General features: G+C 67.8%; 17 protein-coding genes, 1 tRNA gene and 1 pseudogene. 10 read left to right on the forward strand and 9 right to left on the reverse strand.

Annotation, left to right across the window (positions count from 1 at the left end; all coding sequences use genetic code 11):
• Positions 1 to 16: 16 nt before the first annotated feature.
• A complete protein-coding gene (locus tag VXC91_RS02550) occupies positions 17 to 1,447 on the reverse strand; it encodes a DUF2252 domain-containing protein (RefSeq protein ID WP_329504732.1) in 1,431 nt (476 codons plus the stop codon).
• 427 nt (positions 1,448 to 1,874) lie between these two features.
• Positions 1,875 to 1,961, reverse strand: a tRNA-Leu gene (locus tag VXC91_RS02555).
• A 659-nt stretch (positions 1,962 to 2,620) separates the two neighbouring features.
• Here VXC91_RS02555 and VXC91_RS02560 point away from each other — a divergent pair.
• The 9 genes and pseudogenes from VXC91_RS02560 (at position 2,621) to pknB (ending at position 13,843) form a co-directional block, all read left to right on the forward strand.
• Positions 2,621 to 3,457 carry a DUF3662 and FHA domain-containing protein gene (locus tag VXC91_RS02560; RefSeq protein WP_329504734.1) on the forward strand — a complete coding sequence of 279 codons (837 nt, stop codon included), beginning with the start codon at positions 2,621 to 2,623 and terminating at the stop codon, positions 3,455 to 3,457.
• A 10-nt stretch (positions 3,458 to 3,467) separates the two neighbouring features.
• Positions 3,468 to 3,980, forward strand: a complete 513-nt coding sequence (locus VXC91_RS02565) for an FHA domain-containing protein FhaB/FipA (RefSeq protein ID WP_329504735.1) — start codon at positions 3,468 to 3,470, stop codon at positions 3,978 to 3,980.
• Between the two features lie 90 nt (positions 3,981 to 4,070).
• Positions 4,071 to 5,627 carry a Stp1/IreP family PP2C-type Ser/Thr phosphatase gene (locus VXC91_RS02570; protein WP_329504826.1) on the forward strand — a complete coding sequence of 519 codons (1,557 nt, stop codon included), beginning with the start codon at positions 4,071 to 4,073 and terminating at the stop codon, positions 5,625 to 5,627.
• 27 nt (positions 5,628 to 5,654) lie between these two features.
• The gene (locus VXC91_RS02575; protein ID WP_329504736.1) at positions 5,655 to 7,091 is read left to right on the forward strand and encodes an FtsW/RodA/SpoVE family cell cycle protein; all 1,437 of its coding nucleotides are present in this window, start codon (positions 5,655 to 5,657) and stop codon (positions 7,089 to 7,091) included.
• Positions 7,088 to 8,575: a peptidoglycan D,D-transpeptidase FtsI family protein gene (locus VXC91_RS02580; RefSeq protein ID WP_329504737.1), complete on the forward strand. Its 1,488-nt coding sequence runs from the start codon at positions 7,088 to 7,090 to the stop codon at positions 8,573 to 8,575. Before VXC91_RS02575 ends, VXC91_RS02580 begins: the two co-directional genes overlap by 4 nt.
• 232 nt (positions 8,576 to 8,807) lie before the next feature.
• Complete coding sequence (locus VXC91_RS02585; protein ID WP_329504738.1) at positions 8,808 to 9,332, forward strand: hypothetical protein; 525 nt, start codon at positions 8,808 to 8,810, stop codon at positions 9,330 to 9,332.
• A gap of 141 nt (positions 9,333 to 9,473) precedes the next feature.
• Positions 9,474 to 9,865, forward strand: a pseudogene (locus tag VXC91_RS02590) (penicillin-binding protein 2); the annotation flags it as partial.
• A 459-nt stretch (positions 9,866 to 10,324) separates the two neighbouring features.
• On the forward strand, positions 10,325 to 11,749 hold the full coding sequence (iscB, locus tag VXC91_RS02595) for an RNA-guided endonuclease IscB (protein WP_329504740.1): 1,425 nt from the start codon (positions 10,325 to 10,327) through the stop codon (positions 11,747 to 11,749).
• A gap of 102 nt (positions 11,750 to 11,851) precedes the next feature.
• On the forward strand, positions 11,852 to 13,843 hold the full coding sequence (gene pknB / locus VXC91_RS02600; protein ID WP_329504742.1) for a Stk1 family PASTA domain-containing Ser/Thr kinase: 1,992 nt from the start codon (positions 11,852 to 11,854) through the stop codon (positions 13,841 to 13,843).
• 84 nt (positions 13,844 to 13,927) lie between these two features.
• Here pknB and VXC91_RS02605 read toward each other — a convergent pair whose 3' ends face one another.
• Genes VXC91_RS02605 through VXC91_RS02630 form a run of 6 tightly spaced genes read right to left on the reverse strand, consistent with a single transcriptional unit; the run spans position 13,928 to position 18,331 of the window.
• Positions 13,928 to 14,689: a class E sortase gene (locus tag VXC91_RS02605; protein WP_329504744.1), complete on the reverse strand. Its 762-nt coding sequence runs from the start codon at positions 14,687 to 14,689 to the stop codon at positions 13,928 to 13,930.
• 52 nt (positions 14,690 to 14,741) lie between these two features.
• Entirely contained in the window at positions 14,742 to 15,968 is a 1,227-nt protein-coding gene (locus VXC91_RS02610; protein ID WP_329504745.1) for a class E sortase, read from the reverse strand.
• Positions 15,965 to 16,603 (reverse strand): aminodeoxychorismate/anthranilate synthase component II, encoded by a 639-nt coding sequence (locus VXC91_RS02615; RefSeq protein WP_329504747.1) that lies wholly within the window; start codon positions 16,601 to 16,603, stop codon positions 15,965 to 15,967. The genes VXC91_RS02610 and VXC91_RS02615 overlap by 4 nt, the downstream gene beginning before the upstream one ends.
• A complete protein-coding gene (locus VXC91_RS02620) occupies positions 16,600 to 16,761 on the reverse strand; it encodes a hypothetical protein (protein ID WP_018569171.1) in 162 nt (53 codons plus the stop codon). Before VXC91_RS02620 ends, VXC91_RS02615 begins: the two co-directional genes overlap by 4 nt.
• A 52-nt stretch (positions 16,762 to 16,813) precedes the next feature.
• Positions 16,814 to 17,491, reverse strand: coding sequence for a class E sortase (locus VXC91_RS02625; RefSeq protein ID WP_329504751.1), 678 nt, complete (start codon positions 17,489 to 17,491; stop codon positions 16,814 to 16,816).
• A gap of 36 nt (positions 17,492 to 17,527) precedes the next feature.
• Positions 17,528 to 18,331 (reverse strand): DUF881 domain-containing protein, encoded by an 804-nt coding sequence (locus tag VXC91_RS02630; protein WP_329504752.1) that lies wholly within the window; start codon positions 18,329 to 18,331, stop codon positions 17,528 to 17,530.
• Between the two features lie 141 nt (positions 18,332 to 18,472).
• Here VXC91_RS02630 and crgA point away from each other — a divergent pair, with 141 nt between their 5' ends.
• Positions 18,473 to 18,727, forward strand: coding sequence for a cell division protein CrgA (crgA, locus tag VXC91_RS02635; protein ID WP_329504753.1), 255 nt, complete (start codon positions 18,473 to 18,475; stop codon positions 18,725 to 18,727).
• A gap of 300 nt (positions 18,728 to 19,027) precedes the next feature.
• On the opposite strand, the gene VXC91_RS02640 is transcribed toward crgA, so the two are convergent.
• Positions 19,028 to 19,939 (reverse strand): rhomboid family intramembrane serine protease, encoded by a 912-nt coding sequence (locus VXC91_RS02640; RefSeq protein ID WP_329504755.1) that lies wholly within the window; start codon positions 19,937 to 19,939, stop codon positions 19,028 to 19,030.
• Between the last annotated feature and the right edge of the window lie 28 nt (positions 19,940 to 19,967).

A 19,967-nucleotide genomic window follows, 5' to 3' on the forward strand; every position in this document is an offset into this window, starting at 1 on the left:
CCCACCCCCCCCGAACTCAGACCCCCGTCTCCCCCTGAATCCGCCCACCACGCACCGCCGCCACCAGTTCCGCGTGGTCCGCCTCCGTGCGGTCCGCGTAGGACACGGCGAACGTGGCTATCGCCTCGTCCAGTTCCTCGTTCTTGCCGCAGTAGCCGGAGATCAGGCGCGGGTCGGCGCTGTGCGCGTGGGCGCGGGCCAGCAACGCTCCGGTCATACGGGCGTAGTCGTCGATCTGGTCGGCGGCCAGCGCCGCGGGTTCGACGCTGCCCTTGCGGTTGCGGAACTGCCGTACCTGGTAGGGCCGTCCGCCGACCGATGTCCAGCCGAGCAGGATGTCGCTGACGACCTGCATCCGCTTCTGGCCGAGGACGACCCGGCGGCCTTCGTGCTCCACCTCCGGCAGCGGGTGGCCGGCCGTGGCCAGATGGGGGAGCAATGCGGACGGCCGGGCCTCTTTGACCTGAAGGATGAGCGGCTCGCCCCGGTGGTCGAGGAGCAGCACGACGTACGAGCGCATGCCCACGCTGCCCGTGCCGACCACGCGGAACGCCACGTCGTGCACCGCGTACCGGGCCAGAAGCGGGAGGCGGTCCTCGGACAGCGTCGTCAGATACTCCTCCAGCGAGGCCGCGACCGCCGCCGCCTCGGCGTCAGGTATGCGGCGCAGCACCGGCGATGCGTCCACGAAACGACGGCCGCCGTCCTCGACGGGTTCGGTGGACTTCGCCGCGAACCGTCCGCTCGTGTTGTTCCGCGCCTTCTCCGAGACCCGTTCCAGTGTGCCGAGGAGATCGTGGGCGTCGGTGTGGGAGACCAGTTCCTCGTCGGCGATCGCGTTCCAGGCGTCCAGGACCGGGAGCCTGGCCAGCAGGCGCAGGGTGCGGCGGTAGGCGCCCACCGCGTCGTGCGCCGCCGCCCGGCAGGTGTCCTCGTCGGCCCCCGCCTCACGGCCGGCGAGGACCAGCGAGCTGGCGAGGCGCTTGAGGTCCCATTCCCAGGGGCCGTGCACCGTCTCGTCGAAGTCGTTCAGATCGATGACCAGGCCGCCGCGCGCGTCTCCGTACAGGCCGAAGTTCGCGGCGTGTGCGTCGCCGCAGATCTGGGCGTTGATGCCCGTCATCGGGGTGCGCGCGAGGTCGTATGCCATGAGGCCCGCCGAGCCCCGCAGGAACGCGAAGGGTGTGGCGGCCATCCTGCCGACGCGTATCGGTGTGAGCTCGGGAATCCGGCCGCGGTTGGACTCCTGCACCGCGGTGACCGCGTCGGGGCGATAGGCGTCCAACGCCAGTTCGGCGTGTGCCCGGCGGCGTACGCGGCTCCGCAGAGCCTTGCCCTCCTCCTTGGGGGAGCCCTGGACCGGCCACCGCGCGAAGCCGCGCACCGGGGAGATCCTCGCCTCCTGGCGCGGCACCGCCGCCCCGGCCTCCGTACCGACCTCGGCCACACCGACCGCCTCCCCCGCTGACCATGCCGCCGTATGAACATCAACTGCGGACGACCGTACAGCCGGGTGCCGGAAGGCGTCAGACCCTGTGGACAAGTCGGCCTCTGTGGAAAACCCCGTCGGTTGCGGCACGTTCGCCTCGCCGACCGCGCCACGGCCGTCCGACCGCGCCACCGGGTGTCCCGGCGGTCAGGCATCAAACGCACCGGAAGCCGCGGACCGCTCGGCCCGGCCCCGGAGGCCGGAAGGGGACGAGCGCCCGCCCCGAACGCCACCCGCCCCCGCTCCGAAGGCGGCTACCTCTGCCGGAATCCGAAGTCCGCATGTCTGAGAGCTTCCTCACATCCTGTACTGCGCCAAGGATGCTCTCCTCGAGCCGAAAACGGCGAGAAGGTCGTCATCGGGATCCGATGACGACCTTCTCGTGTGGTGCGCGAGGGGGGAGTTGAACCCCCACGCCCTTGCGGGCACTGGAACCTGAATCCAGCGCGTCTGCCTATTCCGCCACCCGCGCATTGGGTGTGCCCTCCGGCTCCGGCCCTTCTCGGTGCCGGCGCCTTCCGACATCCAGAACATTAGCACGCTGGAGAGGGTGCGTTCACATCCCTTATCCCACCCGGCCCGGGGCCCGACCCCCGGAAACCGGGGCCCGGGCCCGACCGGCCAAGACCATGGCCGACCAGCCAAGATCGTGGCCGGCCGGCCGCGGGCTTGTGCCGTACCCGGTCCGCTCATCGTCGAGCGCAGAGGGATGGTGCTCGGCATTCCGGCCGGCCCCGGCGTCCGGCGCCCGGACCCGGCTGCGGACTGCCGCCGTCCGCCCTCGATCCCGTCGTGTCTCACAACATCTCGACCTGTGCCTGCTCACGTATCAACCTCGTACCGGTCCGACGCATCTCCCCAGGAGACGGACAGGGTCCACGGTCAGGTGCGGGACACTGGTCTGCAGCCGCCTCTACGATCCATGCCAGGAGTGCATCCGAGAAGTACGCGCAAGGAGTACGTCCGGAATGAGTTCGAAGGGGTCGTCGGCAGGGAACCCCCCGTGGCGTCGACACCCGTCGACAGGGCCGACAGGGGGAACCAGCCGATTTTCCGGCGCGTGGATACGATCAGTAAGCAGTACCAGGTACGAAGCAGAACGCAGGACGACAGCGAAGGAGGAGGTGCCCTGTGGGAGTCCTGAAGAAGTTCGAGCAGCGTCTCGAAGGTCTGGTCAACGGCACCTTCGCCAAGGTGTTCAAGTCCGAGGTCCAGCCTGTGGAGATCGCCGGAGCGCTCCAGCGGGAGTGCGACAACAACGCGACCATCTGGAACCGCGACCGGACCGTCGTCCCCAACGACTTCATCGTGGAGCTGAGCGCGCCGGACTTCGAGCGGCTCAGTCCCTACTCGGGGCAGCTCGGGGACGAGCTGGCCGGCATGGTGCGCGACTACGCCAAGCAGCAGCGCTACACCTTCATGGGGCCCATCAAGGTCCACCTGGAGAAGGCCGACGACCTCGACACCGGTCTGTACCGGGTGCGCAGCCGTACGCTCGCCTCCTCCACCGACCAGCAGGCTCCTGCGTCCGCTCCGGCGGGCCGGCAGAGCCCCGGCGGCTACGGCTACTCGCCGGCCGTCGGCTCCCCGGGTGTCCCGCCCATGCCGTCCGCGCCGCCGCCCGGTGCGCGGCCGGGTGCCGCGTCCTACGGCCAGCGGCCGGCGACCGCGCCCACGGCGGGCGGGCGCACCCGCTACTGGGTCGAGATCAACGGCGTCCGCCATCAGATCTCCCGCCCGACGCTGGTGCTGGGCCGCAGCACCGAAGCCGACGTGCGGATCGACGACCCCGGCGTCTCGCGCCGGCACTGTGAGATCCGGACCGGAACGCCCTCGACGATCCAGGATCTCGGGTCCACCAACGGCATCGTGGTGGACGGACAGCACACCACCCGCGCTACGCTCCGCGACGGCTCGCGGATCGTCGTGGGCAGCACCACCATCATTTACCGGCAAGCCGAAGGGTGAAGCGGGGGCAATGTCAGAGCTGACCCTCACGGTCATGCGGCTGGGTTTCCTGGCCGTACTGTGGCTGTTCGTGATCGTGGCCGTGCAGGTCATCCGCAGCGACCTGTTCGGTACGCGTGTCACACAGCGCGGCTCGCGCCGGGACAACGGGCGGCCTCAGCAGGCCGCCCGTCAGGCGGCGCCCCCGCCGCAGCGCCAGCAGTCGGGCGGCGGCCGTCAGCGCCGTGGTGCCCCCACCAACCTGGTCGTCTCCGAGGGCTCCCTGACGGGCACGACGGTCGCGCTGCAGGGCCAGACCATCACGCTCGGCCGTGCCCATGACAGCACTATCGTGCTGGACGACGACTACGCCTCGAGCCGGCACGCCAGGATCTATCCCGACCGGGACGGGCAGTGGATCGTCGAGGACCTCGGGTCCACGAACGGCACGTACCTCGACCGGACCCGGCTGACGACCCCCACACCGATTCCACCGGGTGCGCCGATCCGCATCGGCAAGACCGTGATCGAGCTGCGGAAGTAGTACGACAATGAGCGAGCGGAGCGAGCACGCAGCGGTGGCCCACATCCCGGGCCCCGGCGCGCTCCCGACCGGAGGGTGGGCACCGTGCGGATGTACCCGGAGCCGACGGGCGAGGTGCGCATGAGTCTGTCACTGCGCTTCGCCGCCGGATCGCACAAAGGCATGATCCGCGAGGGCAACGAGGACTCCGGTTACGCCGGTCCGCGCCTGCTCGCGATCGCGGACGGGATGGGCGGCCAGGCGGCCGGCGAGGTCGCCTCCTCCGAGGTGATCTCCACCATCGTCCCGCTCGACGACGACATCCCCGGCTCCGACATTCTCACCTCGCTCGGCTCTGCGGTGCAGCGCGCCAACGACCAGTTGCGGGCGATGGTCGAGGAGGACCCCCAGCTCGAGGGCATGGGGACCACGCTCACCGCCCTGCTGTGGACCGGTCAGCGGCTGGGCCTCGTCCACGTCGGCGACTCCCGGGCCTATCTGCTGCGGGACGGCGTCCTTACGCAGATCACCCAGGACCACACCTGGGTGCAGCGGCTCGTCGACGAGGGCCGCATCACGGAGGAGGAGGCCACCACCCACCCGCAGCGCTCCCTTCTGATGCGCGCGCTGGGCAGTGGCGACCACGTCGAACCCGACCTGTCCATCCGTGAGGTGCGGGCAGGCGACCGGTATCTGATCTGCTCCGACGGACTGTCCGGGGTCGTCTCCCACCAGACCATGGAGGAGACCCTCGCCAGCTACCAGGGCCCGCAGGAGACCGTGCAGGAGCTGATCCAGCTCGCGCTGCGCGGCGGCGGCCCGGACAACATCACGGTCATCGTGGCCGACGTCCTCGACCTGGACACCGGGGACACCCTCGCGGGGCAGCTCTCCGACACTCCGGTCGTGGTGGGTGCGGTCGCCGAGAACCAGCTCCACCTGCACGACAACGGCATCATGCAGACGCCCGCCGGCCGCGCCTCGGGCCTCGGCCGCCAGATGCCCGGACAGGGCGGTGGCGGCGAGTTCGGCCCGCCCGGCAGCGGCGACACCACCGGCTACACCCCGGCGGGCAGCTTCGGTGACTACTCCGACGAGGACTTCGTCAAGCCGCGCCGGGGCCGCAAGTGGCTGAAGAGATCCTTCTCCACCGTTCTCGCGCTCGCCGTCATCGGCGGTGGGTGCTACGGCGCCTACCGGTGGACGCAGACGCAGTACTACGTCGGCGCCAACGGTGAGCACGTGGCGCTGTACCGCGGTATCAGCCAGGACCTGGCCTGGGTGTCGCTGTCGAAGGTGCAGAAGGACCACCCCGAGATCGAACTCAAGTACCTGCCTCCGTATCAGCAGAAGCAGGTCAAGGCGACCATCGCCGAGGGCGGTCTTTCGGCGGCGCAGTCGAAAGTCTCCGAGCTGGCCGTGCAGGCGTCCGCGTGCAAGAAGGAGAACGAGCGCCGGAAGGCCGAGAGCGAGAACCAGTCCAGCACCGGCGAGGGCCAGGCCGGGGGCACCACGGGAACCACGAAGGCCTCGTTGACGTCCAAGGCCTCGCCGACCCCGAATCCCTCGGGATCGGCGACCAAGACCCCAACCGCACCCACCCCCACACCCGGCCCCAGCCTCTCGGAGGAAGAGCAGAAGGTCGTCTCACTGTGCGGAAAGCAGTAAGCAAGCCGTGAGGGGCCCTGTCACACCATGAGCAGCAGTACGAACACGACGACGCACCACACGTCCACGATCGGCGCGATCGGCGCACCGAGCCGGCGCAACACCGAGTTGGCGCTGCTGGTGTTCGCCGTCGTCATCCCGGTGTTCGCCTACGCCAATGTGGGCCTGGCCATCAGTGGTTCGGTACCGGCCGGACTGCTCAGCTACGGCCTCGGTCTCGGCCTGCTGGCCGGCGTCGGGCATCTGGTCGTCCGCAAGTTCGCGCCGTACGCGGACCCGTTGCTGCTGCCGCTGGCCACACTGCTGAACGGACTCGGTCTGGTTGTCATCTGGCGGCTCGACCAGTCCAAGCTTCTGCAGTCCATCCATGTCGCGGGCGGCAAGGCGACCAACCAGCTGCTGTACACGGCGATGGGCATCGCACTGTTCGTGATGGTGCTGATCTTCCTGAAGGATCACCGCACCCTGCAGCGCTACACCTACATCTCCATGGTGGCCGCGCTGTTCCTGCTGCTGCTCCCGCTGGTGCCGGGCCTCGGGCTGAACGTCTACGGCGCCAAGATCTGGATCTCGATCGGCGGATTCACCATCCAGCCCGGCGAGTTCGCCAAGATCGTGCTGGCGGTCTTCTTCGCCGGTTATCTGATGGTCAAGCGGGACGCGCTCGCCCTGGCCAGCCGCCGCTTCATGGGCCTGTACCTGCCGCGCGGCCGCGACCTCGGTCCGATCCTCGTGGTCTGGGCGATCTCGATCCTGATCCTGGTCTTCGAGACCGACCTCGGCACGTCGCTGCTGTTCTTCGGAATGTTCGTCATCATGCTGTACGTCGCCACCGAGCGGACCAGCTGGATCTTCTTCGGTCTGCTGATGTCCGCGGCCGGTGCCGTGGGTGTGGCGAGCTTCGAACCGCATGTGAAGATGCGTGTCCAGGCCTGGCTCGACCCGATGAAGGAGTACACGCTCAGCCGTCAGGGTGTCGGCGGCCACTCCGAGCAGGCCATGCAGGCACTGTGGGCGTTCGGCTCCGGTGGCACCCTCGGGACCGGCCTCGGCCAGGGCCACTCCGAACTGATCCGGTTCGCCGCCAACTCCGACTTCATCCTCGCCACGTTCGGCGAGGAGCTGGGCCTGGCGGGCATCATGGCGATCCTGCTGATCTACGGTCTGATCGTGGAGCGCGGCGTGCGCACCGCCCTCGCCGCCCGCGACCCGTTCGGCAAGCTGCTCGCGGTCGGCCTGTCCGGCGCCTTCGCGCTCCAGGTCTTCGTCGTCGCGGGCGGTGTCATGGGGCTCATCCCGCTGACCGGTATGACGATGCCGTTCCTCGCGTACGGTGGTTCGTCCGTCATCGCCAACTGGGCGCTGATCGGCATCCTGATCCGCATCAGCGACACCGCGCGCCGCCCGGCCCCGTCCCCCGCCCCGAACCCCGACGCCGAGATGACCCAGGTGGTCCGCCCGTGAACAAGCCCCTGCGCCGGATCGCGATCTTCTGCGGGCTCCTCGTCCTCGCACTGCTCGTCCGCGACAACTGGCTCCAGTACGTCCAGGCCGACACTCTGCGCAGCGACCCGCAGAACCGCCGTGTCCTGATCGCCCGGTACTCGACACCGCGGGGCGACATCGTCGTCGACGGAAACCCGATCACCGGGTCCAAGAAGACGCCCACCGACAGCCTCAACGACTTCGCGTACAAGCGCACGTACAAGAACGGCCCGATGTGGGCGCCGGTCACCGGATACGCCTCCCAGGCGTTCGGCGCCACGCAGCTGGAGTCGATCGAGGACGGCATCCTCACCGGCGACGACGACCGGCTCTTCTTCCGCAACACCCTCGACATGCTGACGGGCAAGCCGAGGCAGGGCGGCAACGTCGTCACCACGCTGAACGCCGCCGCGCAGAAGGCCGCCTACAACGGTCTGAAGAACGTCGGCGGCAAGGGCGCGGCGGTGGCGCTGGACCCGCAGACCGGCGCGATCCTGGCATTGGCCTCCTACCCCTCGTACGACCCGTCGTCCTTCGCGGGCAACTCCACCTCGGTCGACTCCAAGGCCTGGACGGCGCTGCAGAAGAAGAACAACCCGAGCGACCCGATGCTGAACCGGGCGCTGCGCGAGACCTACCCGCCGGGCTCCACCTTCAAGGTGGTCACCGCGGCGGCCGCCTTGGAGGACGGGCTGTACACGTCGGCGGATCAGGATACCGACTCCCCCCTCCCATACATCCTGCCGAACACCACGACCGAGCTGAAGAACGAGGGCAACATCCGCTGCAAGAACGCGTCCATGCGCGAGGCGCTGCGGGTGTCCTGCAACACCGTCTTCGGCAAGATCGGCGCCGACCTCGGCAAGGACAAGATGCTGGCGGAGGCGCAGAAGTTCGGCTTCGACTCCGAGCAGTACACGCCGGTGCGCGCCAACGCCTCCAACTTCCCCGAGAAGATGGACAAGCCGCAGACCGCGCTCAGCTCGATCGGACAGTTCGAGACCGCCGCGACCCCGCTGCAGATGGCGATGGTCGCCTCGGCGGTCGCGAACGACGGGAAGCTGATGAAGCCGTACATGGTGGCCAAGCTGCAGTCGTCGAACCTCGACACCCTGGAGCAGACCCAGCCGCAGGAACTGAGCCGGCCGCTGTCCGAGAAGAACGCCCAGATCCTTCAGTCGATGATGGAGACGGTCGTCCAGAAGGGCACGGGTACGAACGCGCAGATCCAGGGCGCCACCGTGGGCGGTAAGACCGGTACCGCGCAGCACGGTCTGAACAACAGCGAGAAGCCGTACGCCTGGTTCATCTCGTATGCCAAGCTCAGCGACGGCAGCTCGCCGGTGGCCGTCGCCGTGGTGGTCGAGGACGACAAGGCCAACCGTGACGACATCTCCGGTGGCGGCCTGGCCGCTCCCATCGCGAAGAACGTCATGGAGGCGGTCATCAACAGCAAGAAGTGACCACCGTCACACACCTCCGCTTCCGCAACTGTCGCCCGTTACCGAACAGGTACCGGGCGACAGTCATGCGTGGGGTTGTCTGGCTGGGGCCGCTCAGTCTCTCAGGCTCCAAGGCCGCCCATACCGAAAGGTAAGCATTCTAAGCGCATTTCGATTAAATCGACATAAAATCGGCATCCGTTTTGAGTCATGGCCGAAATTTCACCGTTGAGTCAAGCCAAATAAAGACCATATGATCAAGAAGAAGCATCAGCCGAACAAACCTTCGAGCGAGGACGGACCCTCCATGAAGAAGAAATTCGCCGCCCTTCTCGCATCCGCACTTGCCTTCGCAGGTCTCTCGCTTGTGGGTGCGCCCGCCGCGCACGCCAGCGGCTACGGTTGTAGCGGCTCCCTGATCGACTCGTACGCCGTCAGAACCAACGGCGGAACCGGAACCAGGTACGGAACTCTCTACCTCTACTACAGCACCGCGAACGGCGGCACGAACTGCGCCGTAACGGTCGACACCTACTTTGGCACGAGCGTGAAAAAGTACATGGAGGTGTACATCTGGAGGTGCGTGGCCGGCACCACGGCGGGACAGTTCTGCGACTCCGACCAGTCCGCCAACGACACCGGTAACTACTACTCGTACGCGGGTCCGCGATCGGTTACCGGCACAGCTTCCCGCTGCATTATGGTCTACGGCAGGATTGACAACCCCTACGGCAGCGATGTTGCGACCGCGAGTACGGTCGCAACTCACTGCGGATAGCAGCTCCTTCTCGTTCGGGTCGTGCCCCCTCGTCAGAGTTCTGCCGAGGGGGCACGACCTGTTCGCATGCGGCGCCAGTCGGTCGGCGCCAAGGGCGCGGCCCTGTCACTCAACCCGCAGACTGATGCCTTCCTCGCGCTGGCGATCGGGCAATTCGAGATCGCCGCGACCCCCGTGTAGGTGGCCGTGGTCGCCTCCTGCGGTCGCCAACGACGGCAAGCTGATGAAGCCGTACATGGCGGACAAGCTGCAGGCGCCCAATCTGGACGTCGTATCGCGTACGCAGTTGCAGGAGCTGAGTCGGCCGCTGCCCGAGCTGAACGCCCAGATCCGGTCAGCGCGGTCTGAACAGCAGCGAGAAGCCGTACGCCTGGTTCATCTCGTAGGCCAAGCTCCCCGACGGCAGCTGGCCAGTCGACGTAGCCGTGGTGATCGAGGACGACAACGCCAACCGCGACGACATCTCCGGAGGCGGCCTCACCGCCCCTATCGCGAAGAACGTCATGGAGGCGGTCATCAACAGCAAGAAGTGACCCCCGTCACGTCCCCTTCACATCGGTGCACGTTGCGATACCGGTCCTGTATCAGGTGGCGGATGTGGCCAGGTCACACACAGCGAGCCGGGTACCGTATCCCCCGGACAGCACCACTCGAAGGGCTGGTAGGAAGCTGTCAGCCGCTCCCCGGCCTGAAAAGGTCGGGGTTAGTCCGCCACAGGTGGTCAAGCCCATGGTTGACCAGCCCGAGTCATCGGTGAATGGAGGTGTTCGGTGACTACGTTTCATACAGGTGAGCAGACCCACCCTGCCGTGCTTCCTCAGCGGCAGGCTCTGGAACCTGCGGCAGCAGACAACCCCGGGAGCAGGGACGAAACGGGCTGTGGGCGCGCCACCCGTCAGGGTGACGCAGCCGGTATGGAACATGGGCGAGGGGAGACCGTACGCACGTCACTTCCCGGCGTACGGCGACACCCCGACGCGACCGCGTCCGCGGTGGCGAAGGGAGTGAACGCTGTTCGTGAGAGCAGCACTCTGCGCACAGATAACAGCAAGGTGGGGGCAGGGGCGCAGATGGTCGCCGTCCTCGACAAGAATGGCCGTCCGCTAATGCCCTGCCACCCCGCCAGAGCCCGCAAGCTTCTGGCCCGAGGCCGGGCGGTCATCGTGCAATCCATTCCGTTCGCGATCCGTTTGAAAGACCGCGTTGCGGAGGACTCCGACGTGTCCACTGTCTCGGTGCGCATCGACCCAGGGTCGAAGGGTACCGGAATCGCCGTCACCACCGATGTCGAGCACATCGACCCGGCCATGGGAGAGGTCACAACCAGCCGCCGCGGCCTGCTTGCCGTCGAACTCCGGCACCGAGGCTCACAGGTCCACGGCAGTATGCAGCAGCGGGCGAACTACCGACGTAGGCGGCGTAGTGCGAATCTTCGCTACCGCGCGCCCCGTTTCAGCAACCGATCCCGCCCGGCGGGCTGGCTTGCTCCATCCTTGCAACACAGGGTTGACACCACCATGAGCATTGTCACTCGACTCATGATGCTGTTTCCCGTTACCGAACTGCACCTCGAGCGGGCCGCGTTCGATACCCACGCACTGAGCCTGGGCCGTGAGGACCTGAATGGCGTGGAATATCAGCAGGGTGCTCTTGCGGGGTACGAGGTTCGCCAGTACTTGCTGGAGAAATGGGGGCGTACCTGCGCCTACTGTGGGGCAAAGAACGTCCCACTCCAAATCGACCACATCCGCCCCCGTGCTCGCGGGGGTTCTGACCGTGTGAGCAATCTGACCCTTGCCTGTGGTCCCTGCAACCAGGCCAAAGACGCGCGGCCGGTGGAGGAGTTCCTGGCAGGCAAGCCCGCACGGCTGGCGCGACTCCTGGCACAAGCGCAGGCCCCGCTCGGGGACGCGGCGGCCATGAATGCCACCCGTTGGCAACTCTGGCAGGCGCTCAAGAGTCCGGGGCTCCCCGTATCCGCCTGGTCCGGCGGGAGAACCAAGTACAACCGAGCCGTGCAGGGCCTGGCGAAATCGCACACACTTGACGCCCTCGCGGTCGGCGAGATCAGCACATCCACCCGCATCGTCCGACACCCCGACATGGTGTTGGTCACCTCAGCGTGCGGGCGCGGCTCCTACGCCCGCACGCGCACGGACAAGCACGGCTTCCCCAGGCTGTACCTGCCGCGTCAGAAACAGCACTACGGTTTCTCCACTGGCGATCTCGTACGAGCCGACATCCCGCGCGGCAAGTACCAAGGTACGTACACCGGTCGCGTTGCTGTTCGCGCTTCCGGCACCCATCGCATCCCTGTCCCCGGCGGGTACGCCGACACGCACCACAGCAACCTGCGCCTGCTCCAGCGAGGCGACGGATACGCCTACACCACCAGGAAGGAGGACGCGCGGCTCTAGAAGCATCCCGTCGGGCCGCCGTGCTCTGTACTGAAGCACCGGAGCCACGGGACGCCATCAGCCCCCAGCCTGACGGCTGCGGGCACCCGCGCAAGAACTCTGATGGAAGAGCCACGTCGCCTCGGCGGCCGGTACGAGCTGGGCCAGGTGCTCGGCCGTGGTGGCATGGCCGAGGTCTACCTCGCGCACGACACCAGGCTCGGCCGCACCGTGGCGGTGAAGACGCTGCGGGCGGACCTCGCACGCGATCCGTCGTTCCAGGCCCGGTTCCGCCGGGAGGCCCAGTCGGCCGCCTCACTCAACCATCCCGCGATCGTCGCGGTGTACGACACGGGCGAGGACTACATCGACGGGGTCTCGATCCCGTACATCGTGATGGAGTACGTCGACGGGTCCACGCTGCGTGAGCTGCTTCACAGCGGCCGCAAGCTGCTGCCGGAGCGGGCCATGGAGATGACCATCGGCATCCTCCAGGGCCTCGAGTACGCCCACCGCAACGGCATCGTCCACCGCGACATCAAGCCCGCGAACGTCATGCTGACGCGCAACGGCCAGGTCAAGGTCATGGACTTCGGCATCGCCCGCGCCATGGGCGACTCCGGTATGACGATGACGCAGACGGCGGCGGTGATCGGCACGGCCCAGTACCTCTCGCCGGAGCAGGCGAAGGGCGAACAGGTCGACTCGCGGTCGGACCTGTATTCGACCGGTTGCCTGCTGTACGAACTTCTGACGGTACGCCCTCCGTTCGTGGGCGACTCGCCGGTCGCGGTCGCCTACCAGCACGTCCGCGAGGAGCCCCAGCCTCCGAGCATCTTCGACCCCGAGATCACGCCCGCGATGGACGCGATCGTGCTGAAGGCGCTGGTCAAGGACCCGGACTACCGGTACCAGAGCGCCGATGAGATGCGTGCCGACATCGAGGCCTGCCTCGACGGCCAGCCGGTCGCGGCCACGGCGGCCATGGGTTCCGTCGGCTACGGCGGCTACCACGACGATCAGGCGACGACGGCCCTGCGCACGGACCCCGGCGGCGCCACCACGATGCTGCCGCCGATGAGCCCCGATGACGGCGGCTTCGGCTACGAGGAGCGCCCGGACCGCCGCCGCCAGAAGAAGTCGAACACATCGACGATCCTGCTGGTCCTCGCCGGTGTGCTGGTGCTGATCGGCGCGATCCTCATCGGCAAGTGGATGTTCAGCGGCGGCGGAGTGGGCAATGACACGGTCCCCGTACCCAACTTCGTCGGCCAGACCCAGTCCGATGCGCAGCAGCAGGCGAGCAATGCCGAGCTGAAGTTGTCCTTCACGCAGCAGCCCTGCGACGACCAGAAGAAGGGCAACATCTGCACCCAGGACCCGAAGCCGAACACCGAGGTCAAGAAGAACAGCACGGTCAACCTGGTGGTCTCGACGGGCGCACCCAAGGTGACGGTGCCGGACGTCGTCGGACAGGACGTCAACGACGCCACGACGAAGCTCGAGGGCGACGACTACCAGTTCAAGGTCGAGCGCAGGCAGAAGGAGTCCGCTCAGGAGGCGGGCACGGTCCTGGAGACGGATCCGCCGTTCGGCAAGAAGGTCGAGAAGGGCACCACGATCACCCTCACGGTCGCCAAGGCCGTGGAGACGGCGACCGTGCCGGACGTGACCGGTCAGGGCTGCGACAGTGCCAGGCAGCAGATGAAGGACAACAACCTCACCGGCAACTGCGTCGAGGTGGAGACCCAGGACCCGAACCAGGTCGGCAAGGTCATCCAGACCAGCCCCGCGAAGGGCGAGACGGTCAAGAAGGGCTCCACGGTCCAGATCCAGATCGGCAAGCAGGCCCAGAACGGCCAGGGCACGATCCCGAACAACATCGTGGGCCAGAAGCTCAAGGACGTCCGGGCGGCGCTTCAGAAGGCGGGCTTCCAGGTCAACGTCAGCGGCCCCACGGACGACAACTCCATCGTCATCGGGTCGAATCCGCCTCCGGGCTCGCCGGCCGCCCCGAACACCGTGGTGACCGTGTTCACCGGCCCCGGCCAGGGCAACGGCGGAAACGACGGCGGCGCGAACTTCTTCGGCGGGGTGACCGGCTGGAGGAACTGACCCACCCGCTGTCATGAAGGAGCCCCAGCACCCTCCATGGGTACTGGGGCTCCTTCGTCGTTTCGCTCCGGGGAGGAACCGCGCTCAGCGCAGTTCCTCCGGCGGCGTCCGCTTGCTGTCCACCTTCTGCACCCGCTCCAGCTCACCCCACACGATGTAGCGGTACTGCGAGGTGTAGACCGGGGTGCACGTCGTCAGCGTGATGTAGTGGCCCGGCTTCTTCACGCCCGCCTGCTTCGGGATCGCCGTGAGGACCTTCACGTTGTACTTCGACGTCTCCGGGAGGATCGCGAAGACCTTGTAGACGTACCAGTTGTCCTTCGTCTCGAAGACGACCGGATCGCCCTCGCGCACCTTGTCGATGTTGTGGAACTTCGCCCCGTGCCCGTCGCGGTGCGCGGCCAGCGAGAAGTTGCCGGTCGTGCCCGTCATCGGCAGCGTCGCCTTGACGGGGTCCGTGTAGTAGCCGGCCACACCGTCGTTGAGGACGTCCGTCGACGTGCCCTTCTCGACGAGCACATCGCCGTTCTTCATCGACGGCACGTGCAGGAAGCCGATGCCGCCCTTGGTGTCCAGCGCGCCCGGCCCGGTGTCCTGCTCGGCCGCCCAGTGGTTGCGCACCTTGTCGCCCTCCCGGTCGGCCTTGCGGTCCGCTATCACGTTCGTCCACCACAGGGAGTAGACAACGAACAGACCGAGGACCAGGCCCGCCGTGATGAGCAGTTCACCGAAGACGCTGACGGCCGCCGCGATCCGCCCGCGCCCGCGGCGGCGCGGCCGGGAGGGGGAGGCGGAGCCCGGCGACGGTGCGCCGGTCTGCTCGTCGTGGTCGGTCGTCACTCCCACTGCATCTGCCCCGTCTGTTCCAGGTACCCACGAGTTCGCGAGTCCGCGTGCCCTACGAGATGAGCGCGTCCGGCTTGCCCTTGCTGCGCGGCCGCTCCTCGACCATCTTGCCCCAGACGATCATCCGGTATGTGCTGGTGAATTCCGGGGTGCAGGTCGTCAGCGTGATGTAACGGCCGGGCGTGGTGAAGCCGGAGCCCTTGGGTATCGGGGCGAGCACGCTCGTGTTGGACGGCGACGTCACCGGCAGGATCGACGTCATCTTGTAGACGAAGTACGTGTCCTGCGTCTCCACCACGATCGGGTCGCCCGGCTTCAGGCGGTTGATGTACCGGAACGGCTCGCCGTGCGTGTTCCGGTGGCCCGCGAGCCCGAAGTTGCCCGCCTTCGCGTCCGGCATCGCCGTCTTCAGGCTGCCTTCCCCGTAGTGCCCGACCATGCCCTTGTCGAGCACCTTCGTCTTGCTGGTGCCCTCCGCGATCGGCGCGACCACGTCCAGCTTGGGGATGTGCAGGAGGGCGAACCCCTGGCCGGGGGCGAACTCGCCCGGCTCCCGCCTTCCGTTCGCCCAGTCCTGCTGGAGGTGCTTCGCGGCGCTTCCCGCCTCCTGGTGCGCCCGTACGTTCGACCACCACAGCTGGTACGTCACGAACAGCAGCATCACCACACCGGTGGTGATGAACAGTTCGCCCACCAAGCGGCTCACCAGGACCGCCGCACCGGGTTTCTGGGCCCGTGCGGCCCGCCTGGCCTCCATACGGGACCTGGGCGCCCCCAAGGCCGTCTCAGCCGCCTCAGCGGGCCTCTCGGCCGTCCGGGGCCCGTTTCCGCGCCGTCCGTGCCTCCTGGCCGCCTTGCGCCGCGCGGCACGGCCTCCCGGCGCCGGTGCGGGCGCCGCCCCACCGACGCGGTCCGCGGCCAGCCGCGCCGCCCCGACGTCCGTGGCGCGCAGCGCGACGGTCTCGTCGTCCACGAGCCCCCTCAGGGGCATCGAGCCGTCCCTGGGGGCCGGTGGGCCGTACGAGGGGGCGGACGCGGGTTCGTCATACGAAGGCAGCACCGTCGTCGCGTCGTACGGCGTCTGCTGTGTCCGCTGTCCGTACGGCTGCGCCCCGACCTGCCCCGCGCCGCCGTCCCCGGGGTGCTCGTAGCCGGACCACTCCTGCCCCTCGTGCCACGCGCCGGCGCCCTCGTACGGCTGCTGCCCGTACGAGGGTCCGGATTCGGCGGCGCGCCCGTACGGGGCGCCGGTCTCGTGCTCGGGGCGCAGTGCGGTCACGCCGTGGCCCTGCCCACCACCGGGGCGAGCCCCGCCGATCTCGCCACGGCCCCCCGGTCACCGCACTGGGTCAGCCAGTTGGCCAGCATCCGGTGGCCGTGTTCCGTCAGCACCGACTCGGGATGGAACTGAACACCCTCGACCGGGAGTTCGCGATGCCTGAGCCCCATGATGATCCCGTCGTGTGTGCGCGCCGTGACCTCCAGCTCGGCCGGCACCGTCTCCGGTTCCGCGGCCAGCGAGTGGTACCGGGTCGCCGTGAAGGGGGAGGGCAGTCCGGCGAAGACGCCCTTGCCCTCGTGCTCGACCAGCGAGGTCTTGCCGTGCAGCAGCTCCGGCGCACGGTCGACGACACCGCCGTACGCCACCTGCATCGACTGCATGCCGAGACAGACACCGAAGACGGGGACGCCGGTCGCGGCGCAGTGCCGCACCATCTCGATGCAGACACCCGCCTCCTCGGGGGTGCCGGGCCCGGGAGAGAGCAGCACACCGTCGAAGCCGTCCTGCGCATGCGCCGTCGACACCTCGTCGTTGCGCAGCACTTCGCATGCGGCGCCCAGCTGGTACAGGTACTGCACCAGGTTGAAGACGAAGCTGTCGTAGTTGTCGACGACTAGGATGCGCGCGCTCACTGGTTGTCCACCGTCACATCGTTGAAGGGCAACAGCGGTTCGGCCCACGGGAAGACGTACTGGAAGAGGACGTAGACCACGGCCAGGACCAGCACGAGGGAGATCAGTGCCTTCAGCCATGCGTTGCCCGGCAGATGCCGCCAGATCCAGCCGTACATGCCGTCCCTTCCGTCTCACCACGGCACCAGACTCACGCCGTACGCCACCAGACTAACGGCGCAGGGCCGCCGGTTCGCCTGCCTCCACAGGCTGTGTGGAATCCAGGTGCGCCCAGACGATCAGCCGGTGGCTGTGCCCCCATTCCGGATCGCACGTCGTCAGCGTCAGATATCGGCCCGGACGCGTATACCCCGACGTACGTGGCACAGGGTCGATTACTTCAACGTCCGCGGGCACGGTTTTGTAAGGGCCTTTGTCGATCCGATACGTGAACCAGGTCGTTCCGTCGGTGAGAACGACCGCGTCCCCGCGCCGCAGCCGCGGAAAGTCCTTGAAGGGGTCGCCGTAGGTGCGCCGGTGGCCGGCGACGGCGAAGTTGCCCTCCTGGCCGAGCTGGGCGGTGCCCGCATAGTGGCCGAGGCCCTTCTTCAGGGTGTCCACGGCCGTGTCCTCGAGCACCGGCTTGTTCCACGTGAAACCGAGCCGCGGGATGTACATGACGGCGAACGCCCGGCCGGGGGCGTACGGCGCCGGACTCGCGGAACCGCGAGGTGCCGCCGATGGCGTCACGGTCCCCTTCGACCACAGCCGCTGCAGCCGGTCGATCTGGTCGTGCATCGCGCCGTCGGCCTTCACACCCGTCCAGAACACGACGTAGACCACGAAGAGCACGATGAGGGTGCCGATGGTGATGCACAGTTCGCTGACGGTCCTGACGAGCGTGCGCACCGACACAGATCCCCCAGCGGCAGCTGTTCCGGGCTTCTACTCCACGGGCTTCGCGTAGTGCAGATCCACTGTGCCCGAGTAGCCCGGAAGAGTCACCGTCCCGTCCTCGGTGACTTTCCAGCCGAGTCCGTAGACGTTGACGTACACCATGTAGTTCTGGATCGCGGGCGAGTCGGCGAGCGCCTTCTGGAGCTTGTCCGGGTTCCCGATCGCGGTGATCTTGTACGGGGGCGAGTAGACACGGCCCTGGAGGATCAGGGTGTTCCCGACGCAGCGCACGGCGCTGGTGGAGATCAGCCGCTGGTCCATGACCTTGATCCCCGAGGCACCGCCCTCCCACAGCGCGTTCACGACGGCCTGCAGGTCCTGCTGGTGGATGACCAGATAATCGGGCTGCGGCTCGGGATAACCGGGGAGCTTGGCGGTCGCGTCGGGCGGGGCGTCGTTGAGGGTGACCGTGACGGCCTGGCCGGTCACCCTCTGGGTGCCGGCGTTCTTCTCCAGCGCCGCCAGCCGGGCCTCCTCGGCCTTGCTGCCGCCACCGGCGGTGTGCTTGGCCAGTGCCTCGTTGTCGTCGCGCAGCGCGGCATTGGACTCGTCGAGCAGGCCGTTCTTGTGGCTGCGGTCGTGAATGAGGTCGGAAAGCTTCAGCAGCGAGGAGTCCGTGCGGATATTGGTGCCCTTGGCCGTGTTGAAGCTCGTGATGAAAAGGAGCCCGGCGAGGGCGAAAACGCCCACGCTGAGCACGCGCACGGGCCTCAACCGGCGTGAGCGGGGCGAGGTAGACCCTGATTCCGGGGAACCGGGACCCGCCTCGTGGGAGTCGGCAGTATTGCTCAACGTACCCTTATCTCCTTCGGCGCCGCGGAAGCACTACGCTAACGGACGCCCGGGGGAGCGCTCGGTGTCCCCTGTACGCTGCCCCGGAGCCCGCCCCCGTACCCTGCGCGGCCACGCAGCGCATCGACAGGAGAGACCCTCGTGCCGAAGTCACGTATCCGCAAGAAAGCCGACTACACGCCGCCCCCGACCAGGCAGGCGACGGCCATCAAGATGAACAACCGCGGCTGGGTCGCACCGGTCATGCTGGCCATGTTCCTCATCGGCCTCGCATGGATCGTGGTCTTCTACGTGACCGACGGCTCGCTGCCGATCCACGCGCTGCGCAACTGGAACATCGTGGTGGGCTTCGGCTTCATCGCGGCGGGGTTCGGCGTCTCCACGCAGTGGAAGTAGCGGCTCCGGCCTGCTCGCGGCCGGCTCTGCCCAAGGCTGTGCACTGAGTTATCCACAGCCTTGTCCACAGAGTCGGCGACCAGTGGAAAAAGAACGACGATCTGTGGATAACGCATCAAGCGTTGACACCGGTATGACGGAATCACCGGCCTCCGTAAACATGTTCGCCCCCTGTCTCACCTGGGAAAACTCCAGTGGGTGACAGGGGGCGCGCGTTCCCCACCAGATGCACAAGATCCACCACAGTCTGTGGACAACGCTGGGTAAAACCTCGGGCTACGGCCTGTGCACGTCCGCCGATCAGGTGAGCTGGGCGGTCCTGAGCACCGTCATGAGGACCACGACGGCCAGCACCAGCGCACACACCCCGTACTGCACGAGAGCCCGCCGCTCACGGGGGGCGTGGACCATCGCGAAGCCGACCACGACACCGCCGACGAGTCCGCCGATATGGGCCTGCCAGGCGATGTTGCCCCAGCCGAAGGTGAAGATCAGGTTGATCACCAGCAGCGCGATGACGGGCCGCATGTCGTAGCGGAGCCGGCGCATCAGCACGGCGGTGGCACCGAAGAGCCCGAAGATCGCGCCGGAGGCACCGAGCGATGCCTGGCTCGGGGAGGCCAGCAGATACGTCAGCGCGCCGCCGGCCAGGCCCGAGACGAAGTAGAGCGTGATGTAGCGCAGGCGGCCGAGGGCCGCTTCCAGGGGACCGCCGATCCACCACAGGCTGAGCATGTTGAAGGCGATGTGCCAGATCGCCTCGTGCGTGAACATCGAGGTGACCAGGCGATACCACTCGCCCCCCGCGACACCCGTGGTCGGGGTGAACGGTGTCGGCGGCCACGCGCCGACGAGGACCAGGTGGTCCAGCAGTGACGAGTCGACATGGACGGCGATGAACACCGCGACGTTGATCCCGATCAGGATCTTGGTGAGGAGCCTGGGGTCGGCGGTGACGGTGCCTCCGGCAAGGGTCCGGGGGCGGCTGGCGCCGGGCGCGTGGCCCGTGCCGGACCCGGTGCGGACGCAGTCCGGGCACTGGAAGCCGACCGAGGCGTCGACCATGCATTCCGGGCAGATGGGGCGCTCACAGCGGGTGCAGCGGATGCCGGTCTCCCGGTCCGGGTGCCGGTAGCAAACGGGCAGCTCCCCGGCTCCGTGCGGTTCCTGGTTCGGCGGGCCCTGCGGCGGGCTGCCTGGCGCCTGGTCCATCGGGTCCCTCACTCTCCGTACGACGGGG

The sequence above is a fragment of the Streptomyces chiangmaiensis genome, from assembly GCF_036281785.1.
In the GTDB taxonomy this organism is placed as follows: Bacteria; Actinomycetota; Actinomycetes; order Streptomycetales; family Streptomycetaceae; genus Streptomyces; species Streptomyces chiangmaiensis.